The 10964-nt window shown below is 70.6% G+C and carries 14 protein-coding genes and 1 tRNA gene; 7 read left to right on the top strand and 8 right to left on the bottom strand.

The window, feature by feature from the left end; all coding sequences use genetic code 11:
* The 4 genes from V7004_RS13225 to V7004_RS13240 form a co-directional block, all read right to left on the bottom strand.
* Positions 1 to 374: class I SAM-dependent methyltransferase (locus V7004_RS13225; protein ID WP_334144544.1), on the bottom strand; the 374-nt coding region annotated here is incomplete at its 3' end.
* A gap of 283 nt (positions 375 to 657) precedes the next feature.
* On the bottom strand, positions 658 to 3345 hold the full coding sequence (gene polA, locus V7004_RS13230; protein WP_334144545.1) for a DNA polymerase I: 2688 nt from the start codon (positions 3343 to 3345) through the stop codon (positions 658 to 660).
* Between the two features lie 21 nt (positions 3346 to 3366).
* Positions 3367 to 3954, bottom strand: a complete 588-nt coding sequence (locus V7004_RS13235) for an ANTAR domain-containing response regulator (protein WP_334144546.1) — start codon at positions 3952 to 3954, stop codon at positions 3367 to 3369.
* 68 nt (positions 3955 to 4022) lie between these two features.
* Positions 4023 to 4322, bottom strand: coding sequence for a hypothetical protein (locus V7004_RS13240; RefSeq protein ID WP_334144548.1), 300 nt, complete (start codon positions 4320 to 4322; stop codon positions 4023 to 4025).
* 80 nt (positions 4323 to 4402) lie between these two features.
* Here V7004_RS13240 and V7004_RS13245 point away from each other — a divergent pair.
* From V7004_RS13245 to V7004_RS13275, 7 genes are all read left to right on the top strand, one after another.
* Positions 4403 to 4489 (top strand) — tRNA-Leu (locus V7004_RS13245).
* Between the two features lie 38 nt (positions 4490 to 4527).
* Entirely contained in the window at positions 4528 to 4659 is a 132-nt protein-coding gene (locus V7004_RS13250; RefSeq protein WP_334144549.1) for a hypothetical protein, read from the top strand.
* A gap of 83 nt (positions 4660 to 4742) precedes the next feature.
* Entirely contained in the window at positions 4743 to 5918 is a 1176-nt protein-coding gene (gene fabD, locus V7004_RS13255) for an ACP S-malonyltransferase (RefSeq protein WP_334144550.1), read from the top strand.
* Between the two features lie 2 nt (positions 5919 to 5920).
* Complete coding sequence (locus V7004_RS13260) at positions 5921 to 6850, top strand: beta-ketoacyl-ACP synthase III (protein WP_334144552.1); 930 nt, start codon at positions 5921 to 5923, stop codon at positions 6848 to 6850.
* Positions 6847 to 7566 carry a 3-oxoacyl-ACP reductase FabG gene (gene fabG, locus V7004_RS13265; RefSeq protein WP_334144554.1) on the top strand — a complete coding sequence of 240 codons (720 nt, stop codon included), beginning with the start codon at positions 6847 to 6849 and terminating at the stop codon, positions 7564 to 7566. The genes V7004_RS13260 and fabG overlap by 4 nt, the downstream gene beginning before the upstream one ends.
* A gap of 89 nt (positions 7567 to 7655) precedes the next feature.
* Positions 7656 to 7892 carry an acyl carrier protein gene (gene acpP / locus V7004_RS13270; RefSeq protein WP_208027927.1) on the top strand — a complete coding sequence of 79 codons (237 nt, stop codon included), beginning with the start codon at positions 7656 to 7658 and terminating at the stop codon, positions 7890 to 7892.
* Positions 7892 to 9097 carry a beta-ketoacyl-[acyl-carrier-protein] synthase family protein gene (locus tag V7004_RS13275; protein ID WP_334144555.1) on the top strand — a complete coding sequence of 402 codons (1206 nt, stop codon included), beginning with the start codon at positions 7892 to 7894 and terminating at the stop codon, positions 9095 to 9097. The genes acpP and V7004_RS13275 overlap by 1 nt, the downstream gene beginning before the upstream one ends.
* On the opposite strand, the gene V7004_RS13280 is transcribed toward V7004_RS13275, so the two are convergent.
* From V7004_RS13280 to V7004_RS13295, 4 genes are all read right to left on the bottom strand, one after another.
* Positions 9088 to 9582, bottom strand: coding sequence for a methylated-DNA--[protein]-cysteine S-methyltransferase (locus V7004_RS13280; protein ID WP_334144556.1), 495 nt, complete (start codon positions 9580 to 9582; stop codon positions 9088 to 9090). The two genes, V7004_RS13275 and V7004_RS13280, sit on opposite strands and share 10 nt — an antisense overlap.
* A gap of 26 nt (positions 9583 to 9608) precedes the next feature.
* Positions 9609 to 10037: a 3-hydroxyacyl-ACP dehydratase FabZ gene (fabZ, locus tag V7004_RS13285; protein ID WP_334144557.1), complete on the bottom strand. Its 429-nt coding sequence runs from the start codon at positions 10035 to 10037 to the stop codon at positions 9609 to 9611.
* Positions 10037 to 10501 carry a thioredoxin-dependent thiol peroxidase gene (bcp, locus tag V7004_RS13290; protein ID WP_334144558.1) on the bottom strand — a complete coding sequence of 155 codons (465 nt, stop codon included), beginning with the start codon at positions 10499 to 10501 and terminating at the stop codon, positions 10037 to 10039. The genes fabZ and bcp overlap by 1 nt, the downstream gene beginning before the upstream one ends.
* Positions 10502 to 10606: 105 nt before the next feature.
* On the bottom strand, positions 10607 to 10903 hold the full coding sequence (locus tag V7004_RS13295) for an HU family DNA-binding protein (protein ID WP_208027932.1): 297 nt from the start codon (positions 10901 to 10903) through the stop codon (positions 10607 to 10609).
* Between the last annotated feature and the right edge of the window lie 61 nt (positions 10904 to 10964).

A 10964-nucleotide genomic window follows, 5' to 3' on the forward strand; every position in this document is an offset into this window, starting at 1 on the left:
CCGGCGGAGGGGCCGCCGGCGGCGAGTCCGAAGGCCCCCTGACACAACGAGATCGCCGCCTCGAACTCACCTTCGAACGGCAGCGCCCGAGCGTCGAGCCGTTCGAAGGTCACGTTCGGCGGAGCATCCCGGCGTGCGAGGTCGACGAAGGTGGCGGAGATGTCGACCCCGTGCACGGCGATACCCAGCTCGCCGAGCAGGTGAGCGTGCCGCCCAGGGCCACAGCCCACGTCGAGGACCCGATCGCCTGGTCGCAGGCCCAGCTGCTCGACCAGGAAGGTGACCTCCTGGCGGCTGCCCTTGGTGAACGAGTACCGCAGGTACGCCTCACCGAGGTGGTCGGCCAGCTCCTCGAACCAGTGCGACCCGGTCACGGCGCGCTACCGAGCCCGCCGGCCAGAGCGTCAGAACCGGTAGGCAGGGCATTCCCACGTGGCCCGAGCCCAGTTCCAGGTCTTCGGCAGGTCCCCGCAGGCGTCAGCAGTCGCCACTGCCCGAAGCCCGTAGAAAACCGCGACCACGAGGGCCACGAGGAAGATGACGAACCAGACCGTGCTGCGTGTGTTCCTGCTCGGCACAGCCGCCCCCCGGTGCGCTGAGGATCGCCCGATCCACTCTCGTGGCGCGCATCGTAGGCCTGGCCGGGACCTCGGGTGCTCATCCCTTGGCGTCGGCCCAGGTCGAACCGTGGGTGAGATTCACCTCGAGTGGCACCCGGAGGTCGAAGGCACCACACATCGCGTCGAGCACCACGGCCGTGACGGCGTCCCGCTCCGCCGGGCGGCTCTCGACCAGCACCTCGTCGTGGACCTGGAGAACCAGGCGGGCATCGAGCCGTTGCTCCTCGAGGGCGGCGTCGAGCCGGACGAGCGCCACCTTGAAGATGTCGGCGGCCAGCCCTTGGATCCCTGCGTTCATCGCCTGTCGCTCACCTGCCTGGCGGATGCGGACGTTGCTGGAGCTCAGCTCCGGGATCTGCCGCCTCCGACCGAACAGGGTCTCGGTGTAGCCGCGCTCACGGGCTTCAGCCACCGTGCGCTCCATGTACGCCCGCACGGCCGGGAAGGCCTCGAAGTAGGCGTCGAGGATCTCCTGCGCCTCCGAGGTCGAAATGCCGAGCCGTTGCCCGAGCCCGTAAGCCTCCATCCCGTAGGCCAGCCCGTAGGAAACCATCTTGGCCTTCGCGCGCTGGTCGAGGGTCACCGCCGCCGGGTCCACGCCGAACACCCGGGCCGCGGTGGCGGTGTGGATGTCCTCCCCGGACTCGAACGCCGCGATCAGGCCTGGGTCCTCGGCGAGGTGAGCAATGCATCGCAGCTCGATCTGGTTGTAGTCGGCGATGGTGAACTCATAGCCCGGCGCCGGCACGAACGCCTTGCGGAACGCCCGGCCGATCTCGCTGCGGACCGGGATGTTGTGCAGGTTCGGCGCGTCAGAGCTCAACCGCCCGGTCCTGGCCACGGTCTGGTTGAACGTGGCGTGGATGCGCCCGTCGGGTGCCACTTCGGCGAGAAGGCCTTCGCCGTAGGTGGAGCGCAGCTTCTCCACCTCGCGGTACTGCAACAGGTGCTCGATGATGGGGTGCTCGCCGAGCAGTCTCTCGAGGGACGCCGCGTCGGTCGAGTAACCGGTCTTGGTCTTCTTCTGCGGCGTGAGGCCCAGCTCCTCGAACAGTACCTGCCGGAGCTGCGGCGTGGAGTTCACGTTGAACTCGTGGCCAGCGTCGGCCCACACCTGCCTGCGGAGCCGCTCGCAATCATCGGCCAGGGAGTCGCTGAGCCGTCGAAGCTCGTCGACGTCGACCCCGATGCCCGCGATCTCCATCTTGGCGAGCACCCGGACCAGGGGCGTCTCGACGTCGTCGTTGAGTGCCCGCAGGCCGCGAGCGTCGAGCGTCGAGGTCAGCGGCTCGACCAGGAACGCCACTGCCAGGGCCCGCCTCCCCGCATCGAGCCAGGCCGGCACCCCCCCGTCACCGAAGTCCAACTGTCCCTCGGCCACCGCCGCGCCCGCCGGCAGCGTCATGCCGGTGAACCGTTCGAGCACCTCTGCCAGCGGGTACCGCGACTCGGCGGGGTCGATCAGGTACGCGGCGATCATCGTGTCGAGCGCCAGCGAGCGCACGTCCACTCCGTAGGGCGCGAGCCCCCTCATCACCGCCTTGGCGTCATGGGTAGCGAGCGGCCGGCCATCCCGACCGGTGAAGGTCGCCAGCGCATCCGTGACCGAAGGCTCGGCCAACAGGGTCGCCGGCAGCCAGACGACCTCGGCGGCCGCGGCATCGGTCACGAAGGCGATGCCTTCGAGAGGCGATCGCCCCTCGATGCCGGCCCAGGCCGGCGCCACGGCGAGGACCTCGGCCTCGGCGCGCAGCGAGGCCAGCAGGTCCAGCGCCCCGCCGCAGTCTTCGAGCAGCCGTACCTCGGCCTCGAGGACGCCTCCCCCGCGCGAGTCCGCCCCCCCGATCGCCCGCTCGCCCAGCGCCTCGACCAGCCGATCGAAAAGGGATCGGAACTCGAGGAACTCGAAGAGCTTGCGAACCTCTTCCAGATCGACGGCCCCGAGCTCCAGCTCGTCCAGGTCGACCTCGAGGTCCACGTCGCCCACCAGCTTCATGACCTCCGCGTTGCGGCGAACCTGCGCTTCGTGGTCAGCCAGGCTGGACCGCAGCTTCGGTGACAGCTCGTCGAGGTGGGAGAAGATCCCGTCGAGGTCGCCGTAGGTGTTGACCAGCTTGGCGGCCGTCTTCTCCCCCACCCCGGGAACGCCCGGGAGGTTGTCCGACGGATCGCCGCGCAGGGCCGCGTAGAGCACGTACTTCGACGGGGGCACGCCGGTGCGTGACTCGATGCCTGCTTCGTCGTAGAGCGCGTAGTCCGAGACTCCTTTCCGGTTGTAGAGCACCCGGACGTGGGGGTCCTCGACGAGCTGGAACGTGTCGCGGTCGCCGGTGACGATCAGCACGTCGTGACCCGCGTCGCGGGCACGGGTGGCGAGCGTGGCGATGATGTCGTCGGCCTCGTATCCGGGCACCTCCAGGATCGCGATCCCGAGCTTCTCGACCACCTCACGCACCAGGCCGATCTGTTGGCGCAGGATGTCCGGCGCCGCCTCCCGGTTCGCCTTGTAGGTCTCGACCACCTCGTGGCGGAACGTCGGCTCGGGCCGGTCGAAGGCCACCGCCACCCGGTCCGGCCGGTGGTCCCTCAGGAGGTTGATCAGCATCGAGGTGAACCCGTACACCGCGTTGGTGACCTGTCCCGAAGCGGTCGCCAGGTCCGTGGGAAGGGCGAAGAAGGCGCGGTAGGTGAGGGAGTTGCCGTCGATGAGCATGACCGTCGACATCTCCGGGCAGCCTAGGCCGCCTCAGTGCGAGGTCGGAGGGGCGAGCTCCCCGGCGATGACCTTCTCGGCGATCGCCTTCATCGTCATCCGTTCCTGCATCGCGGTCTTCTGGATGAACGAGAACGCGTCAGACTCGGAGAGCGCGTACCGGTCCATGAGACGGCCTTTGGCCCGGTCCACCACTTTGCGCGTCTCGAGCTGGCCTTCGAGGGTTTGTGCCTGGTCGTGCAGCGCCTTGATCTCGTTGAAGCGACCGATCGCCACCTCGATCGCCGGGATGAGCTCGCTGCGCTGGAACGGCTTGACCAGGTAGGCGAGCGCCCCTGCGTCGCGGGCCTGCTCGATGAGGTCCCGCTGGCTGAACGCGGTGAGGATCAGCACGGCCGCTCGGCGCTCGCCGGCGATCTCCCGAGCCGCGGAGAGCCCGTCGAGACCCGGCATCTTGATGTCGAGGATCGCGATGTCCGGTTCGAGCTGCTTGACCAGCTCGACGGCCTCATCACCACGACCCGTCTCGCCGACGACCTCGTAGCCCTCCTCCTCGAGGGTTTCCTTCAGGTCGAGCCGGATGATGGCCTCGTCCTCGGCGATGACGACGCGGGTCGGCACCGGCGTTCCCTTTCCCTGTCGCGGTCCGTGAGTGGGCGCATCGTACTGGCTGAGCCGGTGGCGGCCGCTCAACGGTTCCCGTCGGTGGCGATGAGCTTGTCGAGCAGCTCGTCCTGGGTGCCTTCCAGGCGCTCGATCGACGCCAGGAGCTCCGCCCGGTGCCGGCTCATGGCCTCCGCGTGCCGCTGGGCCTCCCGGTGTTCGCGCTCGGCGAGTGGGGTCTCCGAGACGAGGGACCGGAGCCTGGCTTCCTCGGCTTCGTCGGCGAAGTGCGCCAGCTGCTCCTCCGCGACCGCGAGGTCGCGACGGAGCCGCTTGAGTTGCTCGGACACCTCGGCCAGGCGCCGTTCCACCAACGAGCGGGTCACGTCGAAAAGTCTAGGACCACCTCTCCCGGCAGCCGGGGCAGGGCGGCCAGGCCCTCCCCGCTGCTAGCGTGAACCACCCTGCGGCGGTGCTGGAACCGGCATACAGGGCAGGCTCAAACCCTGCTGCCCGCAAGGGCTTGTGGGTTCGAATCCCACCCGCCGCACCATGGACCGACGCCGTCCCGCCCGCCGGCCACGTCGACGGATGGTCGTACTCGCGGGCCTGGCCGGGCTGCTCGGCGCCCTGCTCGTGTACCGCCAGCGGGCGATCGACGCCAGCGCACGCCAGTTCCGGGCCATCTACGACCAGCGCGAGGAACACCCCCCGGGGTCCTGAGCGGCGTCTGAGACAGACGGCACTGAAACCCCACGCGCCGTCGGCGAGTCTCAGGGCGGTCGTTCGCGGAGAGGGGCCCTTGCATGATCGTGTTCACCTTCCCCGGCCAGGGCTCGCAGAAGCCCGGGATGGGAGCGCCGTGGGTCGGGCACCCGTCCTGGGAGCTCGTCGGTGAGGCCAGTGCCGCCGTCGGTCGGGACATCGAGCACCTGCTGCTCGAGGCGCCGGCCGACGAGCTCACCGAGACCCGCAACGCCCAGGTGGCGACGTTCGTCTTGAGCCTGGTGGTGCTCGACGCGATCGAACGCCTCGGCGTCGAGCCCGCGGCCGTGGCCGGTCACAGCCTGGGCGAGTACACCGCGCTGGTCGCCGCCGGCGCGCTCGCCTTCGAGGAGGGCGCGGCCCTGGTCGCCGAGCGAGGCGAGGCCATGCAGGCCGCGGGCCGCGAGCGGGCCGGCGCGATGGCGGCGGTCCTCGGCCTCGATGACGACGCCGTCGAGGTGGCCTGCGCCCGGGTGGACGGCGACGTGTGGGTAGCGAACTACAACGCCCCCGGCCAGGTGGTCGTCGCCGGCAGCCCCGAGGCGATCGACGACCTGGTCGCGGTGGCGAAGGCGGCGGGAGCCAAGAAGGTGCTGCCTGTGCCGGTGAGCGGCGCCTTCCACACGCCGTTCATGGCCCCGGCCCGAGAGCGCCTGCGCAAGGCGCTGGCCGCGACCGACCTGCGGCCCCCGGAGCTGCCCACGTATGCCAACGTCGACGCCGCCCCACACGCCGACGCCGGCGAATGGCTGGGGCTGCTCGGCGCGCAGCTGTGCAGCCCGGTGCGGTGGCGCCAGACCCTGCACCGCCTGCACGACGACGGCTTCGGCACCTACGTGGAAGTGGGTCCCGGCACCGTGCTCACCGGCCTCGCCAAGCGCACGGTCAGCGGCGCTCGAGTGCTGTCGGTGTCGGCGCCCGCTGATCTCGACCGGCTCCTGGAGGCCCTCGCCGCGCCGCCGGCCAGTGCCGTCGGCGCCCACGAGGGCGAGCACCTGTTCGCCACGGAGCGCCTGGTCGTGAGCCCGGCCGCGGGGCTGTTCTCCCCCGCCGGCAACCTCGACCCGGGGCTGCGCGTGGAACCGGGCGATGTGCTCGGCACGGTCGGTGATCACGAGGTGCGTTCAGCGTTCTCCGGGGTAGTGATGGGAGTGCTCGCCGTCGATGGGGAGCGGGTGACAGCCAGCCAGCCCATCGCCTGGTTGCGTACGAGCTGATGGTGGGCGCCGTCATCGTCGGTTGGGGCACGGCCCTGCCCGACCGGATCGTCACCAACGCCGATCTCGAGGCCGTCCTCGACACCTCCGATGAGTGGATCACCGAGCGGACCGGCATCAAGGAGCGACGGGTGGGCGGCACGACCGCCGGGCTCGCCGTGGCCGCGGGCGCCCGGGCGCTGGAGCGAGCAGGCCTGCACGGATCCGACATCGACCAGGTCCTGCTCGCCACCACCACGCCGGACCGGATGATTCCCTCCACCGCCTCCGACGTGCAGCACGCCCTCGGCATCGAGGGAGGCGCGTTGGACCTGAACGCGGCCTGCTCCGGCTTCGTCTACGGCCTGGTGCACGCCCACGGCCTGATCGCCCTCGGCGCCCGCCGAGTGCTGCTCATCGGCAGCGAGACCCTGAGCAGGGTCACCGACTGGCATGACCGCAACACGGCGATCCTGTTCGCCGATGGAGCCGGGGCGGTGGTGCTTGAGGCGACCGCCGGCACCGGTCAGCTCCTGGGTTGGGACCTCGGATCGGATGGGTCGGCCCGGGACCTGCTCTACGCAGACATCGGCGGCTACCTGCAGATGGATGGGCGCGAGGTGTTCCGCCGCGCGGTGCGGGCCACGGTGGACTCCGCGCGGCGATCCCTCGAGCGAGCAGGCATTCGGCCTTCCGACGTCGCCCTCGCGGTACCCCACCAGGCCAACATCCGCATCATCGACGCCGCCTGCCAGCGGCTCGGCATCCCGATGGAGCGAACGGCGACCGTACTGCACGCCACCGGCAACACCTCCTCGGCGTCGATCCCCCTGGCGTTGGTGGATGCCATCGAGCGAGGGCGGCTGCATCGCGGCGACCTCGTGCTGCTCGTAGGGTTCGGAGCCGGGATGAGCTGGGCGAGCGCCGTGATCCGCTGGGAGGCCGACACATGAACCGGGTGGTGCTGGTGACCGGGGGAGCACGGGGCATCGGGCTGGCGACGGCGAGAACGTTCGCCGAGAGCGGAGCGCGCGTGGCGATCACCTACCGCTCGACCCCACCCGACGAGGCGCAGTCCGCCGGCCTGCTGTGCCTGCCATGCGACATCACCCAGCCCGCTGAGGTGGAGGACGCCTTCGCCCGGGTGGAAGCGGAGTTCGGGCCGGTGGAGGTGCTCGTGGCCAACGCGGGCATCACCGCCGACACGCTCGTGCTGCGGATGTCCGACGAGGACTTCGCCCGGGTCCTCGACACGAACCTGACGGGCACCTTCCGGGTGGCCAAGCGGGCGCTGCAGAAGATGATGCGGGCCCGTTGGGGTCGGGTGGTCCTGGTCGGCTCGGTCGTGGGCACCACCGGCCAGGCGGGCCAGGCCAACTATGCGGCATCGAAGGCCGGCCTCGTGGGGCTGGCGCGGTCGCTGGCCCGCGAGTTCGCCTCGCGCCACGTCACCGTGAACGTGGTGGCTCCCGGCCCGATCGCCACCGACATGCTGGCCGCCGTCGGCCACGACCGTCGCCAGGCGATCGCGGCCGCCGTCCCGCTCGGTCGCCTGGGCGATCCCGGCGAGGTGGCGGCGGCGATCCGGTTCCTCGCGTCCGACGACGCGGGGTACATCACCGGTGCCGTGCTCCCCGTGGACGGTGGCCTGGCCATGGGGCCGTGGTGACCCTCGGCCCCCGTGGAGCCAACCGCCTACCATCACCTCCGTCGATCCCCGACGGAGCGCATCCAACCAGAAACGGAGATCAGAAAGCCGTGAGTGATGACACGTTCGACCGCTTCAAGAAGTGCGCCGTGGAGGTGCTGGCCGTCGAGGAGGACCAGATCACACCCGACGCCCGCTTCGGTGATGACCTCGACGCCGACAGCCTGGACCTGGTGGAGCTGGTGATGGCCCTCGAGGAGGAGTTCGACATCAGCGTCGATGAGTCGGAGCTGGACGGGATCGAAACTGTCGGTCAGGCACTCGAGCTGGTCCAGTCGAAGCGCTGATGGGCACCTCGCCGGCAGGAGACCGCCGCCGCGTCGCGGTCACCGGGGTCGGGGTCGTCTCACCGTGCGGCATCGGCGCCGAGGCTTTCTGGGACGGTCTGCTCGGCCCGGCCCCCGAGGGTGAGCGTCGGGTGCACGACTTCGACCCCGCCCGGTACTTCGACAACCCGAAAGAGGCTCGGCGCACCGACCGGTTCACCCAGTTCGCGCTCGCCGCCGCCGCCGAAGCGCTCGAACAGTCCGGCCAGCCTGAGGCTGCACCCCTCCGGCGAGGGGTCTGGGTGGGCACCGGCGTCGGTGGGCTCATCACGGTGGAGGACCAGGTCGTCGTCCGTCATGAGAAGGGGGCGCGGCGGGTGTCCCCGTTCCTCGTGCCGATGATGATGGCCAACGCCGCGGCCGCCGCGATCTCGATGCGCTACGGCTGGCAGGGCCCGTGCGAGACCACCGTCACCGCGTGCGCGGCCGGCACCCACTCGATCGCCAACGGCGCCCGCCTCATCAGCAGCGGGCGTTGCGACGCGGTGATCGCCGGCAGCAGCGAAGCGGCGATGACCGCCACCGGCATCGCCGGATTCACGAACATGACCGCGCTGTCGAGCTCCGGCGTGTCACGCCCCTTCGACCGCGACCGGGACGGCTTCGTGATGGCCGAGGGAGGCGCAGTGCTCGTGCTCGAGGAGTGGGAGTCGGCCCGCCGCCGGGGCGCCACCATCCTGGCGGAGGTGCTCGGCAGCGCCAGCACCGCGGACGCCCATCACATCACGGCGCCCTCCCCGGGCGGGAGCGGCGCCATCGCCTGCATGCAGCTGGCCCTGGAGGATGCCGGGGTCGATCCGTCCGAGGTCCGCCACGTGAACGCCCACGGCACCTCCACCCCGCTGAACGACGCAGCCGAGGCCGAGGCCATCGCCAAGCTCTTCGGTAGCCCCGGCCCGCCCGTCACCTCCATCAAGGGCGTCACCGGTCACTCGCTCGGAGCAGCCGGCGCCCTGGAGGCCGTCTCGGTGGTCCTGTCGATGGTCAAGGAGCTACTGCCACCCACCGCCGGCTACGAGCACCCCGACCCGGCGCTGGCCCCGATCGACATCGTCCACGGCGAGCCCCGCCCGTGGCAGCCCGGACCGACCTTGTCGAACAGCTTCGGCTTCGGCGGCCACAACGGCTGCCTGGTGTTCGGCCCCCCGGATCGACCTCAGGCCTGAGGGCTGGAGCCGCTCCCCTGCAGGTAACCCTCGTGGCTCAGCAGCCACACCTTCTTGCGGGGATCGTTCGCGTAGTTGCCGAGCACCCCGCCACTCCGGATGACCCGATGGCAGGGCACCACGACCGCAAGCGGGTTGGCGGCCATCGCGGACCCCACCGCTCGAGCGGCACCGGGACGACCGACCCGCGAGGCCAGCTCACCGTAGGTGACCACCTCGCCGAAGGGCACCGAGACCAGTTCGTCCAGCACGGCCCGGCGGAAGCTGGTCATGGCCGGCCAGTCCAGCGGCACGGCGAAAGAGCTGCGCTGCCCCGCGAAGTACTCCCGCAGCTCCCGCTCGGCGAGGGCGAGCTGGCGAGCGGCGGCAGGCGACCCGCTCCGGCCACGCCGACCACCACCGAAGGTGATCGAGCGCACGCCCGAGTCGGTGGCCTCGAGCGTCAGGGGGCCGATCGGGGTGGCGATGGTGGTGAGCGCGCTCACGACCGCACGCTACCCCGGTAGGAAACTCAGGCGTCGACCAGCACGAAGAGCAGGTCCGCCTCGCAGGCGATGGCTCCACCCACGGACGCTCGGCCGTGCCCCTTCCCCGCCCGGGCGGACATCCGACCGAGCTCCACCTCCAGCTCCAGCAGCTCGCCGGGCGTGGCCTGGCGCCGGAAGCGCACCCCGTCGACCCCACCGAACAGCGGGAGCTTGCCAGTGTGATCGCCGCCGGCCAGCACCGCGTAGGCCCCGAGCTGCGCGATGGCCTCCACCATCAACGCGCCGGGCAGCGTCGGTCGCCCCGGGAAGTGGCCGGCGAAGAACCACTCCTCGCCGGTGAGGTGCCAGTTGCCCATGGCGCGGACACCCGGCTCCAGGGAGACCACCTCGTCCAGGAACAGGAAGGGTGGCCGGTGAGGCAGGACGTCGAGCGGGGCCGGGTGGGTGGCCATCATCCGGCCGCGAGCGCCTGGGTCAGCCGGACAGGTGTGTCCTTGGGGCTGATCTTGTACCAGGCCTCGGCGATGCGACCCGACTCGTCGATCAGGAACGCCGAGCGGATGATCCCGAAGTACTTCTTGCCGTACATGCTCTTCTCGCCCCACACGCCGTAGCGCTCGGCTACGGCGTGGTCGGTGTCGGCGAGCAGCGGGAACCCGAGCGAGTACTTCTCGTCGAACTTCTTCTGGCGCGCCGGCTCATCGGGGCTGATGCCGACGATGGCGGTGTCGCCGATGTCACCGGCGACGTCCCGCAGGCCGCACGACTGGGCCGTGCATCCCGGCGTGTCGGCCTTCGGGTAGAAGTACACGAGGACCTTGCGTCCCTTGAAGTCCGACAGCTTGACCTTGTTGCCGTGCTGGTCGAGCAGGGTGAAGGCAGGGGCCTTGTCCCCGGGTGCGAGATGCGTGCTCATGGCCCGAACCTAGCGCCCGGGCGTCATCGACCCGAGATGCGCCGTCCCGCAGGCGCCTGCGGGGAGCGCCCGGTGGGCTCCCCACAGGCGGACGATCCTGCGCGATCATGCCGGGGCGGGCACCTCCCCCTTGGCCACCTTCTTCAGGGTGGCGCCCGCGCTGACCTTCACGGCCTTGCTGGCAGGGACGTTGATGGTCTCGCCGGTCTGGGGGTTCCGGCCGGTCCGAGCGGCGCGCTGCACCTGCTCGAAGGACAGGAATCCGGGCAGCGACAACTTCTCGCCTCCCTTGGCGACGACCTGCTGCACGACCTCCTCGAACCCCTTCAGGGTCTTCTCGACGTCGCTCTTGGAGACGCCGGTTCGCTCGGCGATCTGGGCGACCAACTCCGCTTTGGTCATGATGATCCTCCTCATGGCCCGGCACCGCCGGCGGTGCCGGCAGGGGTGGAACCGGGCGGGT

Source organism: Rhabdothermincola sp. (assembly GCF_036846205.1).
In the GTDB taxonomy this organism is placed as follows: Bacteria; Actinomycetota; Acidimicrobiia; order Acidimicrobiales; family Acidimicrobilacustridaceae; genus Rhabdothermincola.

What these genes read in the sequence shown, in the direction of transcription:
- polA (WP_334144545.1), bottom strand. Translation starts at nt 3,345, where the DNA reads ATGTCGACGGTCATGCTCATCGACGGCAACTCCCTCACCTACCGCGCC.
- V7004_RS13250 (WP_334144549.1), top strand. Translation starts at nt 4,528, where the DNA reads ATGGTCGTACTCGCGGGCCTGGCCGGGCTGCTCGGCGCCCTGCTCGTG.
- fabD (WP_334144550.1), top strand. Translation starts at nt 4,743, where the DNA reads ATGATCGTGTTCACCTTCCCCGGCCAGGGCTCGCAGAAGCCCGGGATG.
- fabG (WP_334144554.1), top strand. Translation starts at nt 6,847, where the DNA reads ATGAACCGGGTGGTGCTGGTGACCGGGGGAGCACGGGGCATCGGGCTG.
- V7004_RS13275 (WP_334144555.1), top strand. Translation starts at nt 7,892, where the DNA reads ATGGGCACCTCGCCGGCAGGAGACCGCCGCCGCGTCGCGGTCACCGGG.
- fabZ (WP_334144557.1), bottom strand. Translation starts at nt 10,037, where the DNA reads ATGGCCACCCACCCGGCCCCGCTCGACGTCCTGCCTCACCGGCCACCC.
- bcp (WP_334144558.1), bottom strand. Translation starts at nt 10,501, where the DNA reads ATGAGCACGCATCTCGCACCCGGGGACAAGGCCCCTGCCTTCACCCTG.
- V7004_RS13295 (WP_208027932.1), bottom strand. Translation starts at nt 10,903, where the DNA reads ATGACCAAAGCGGAGTTGGTCGCCCAGATCGCCGAGCGAACCGGCGTC.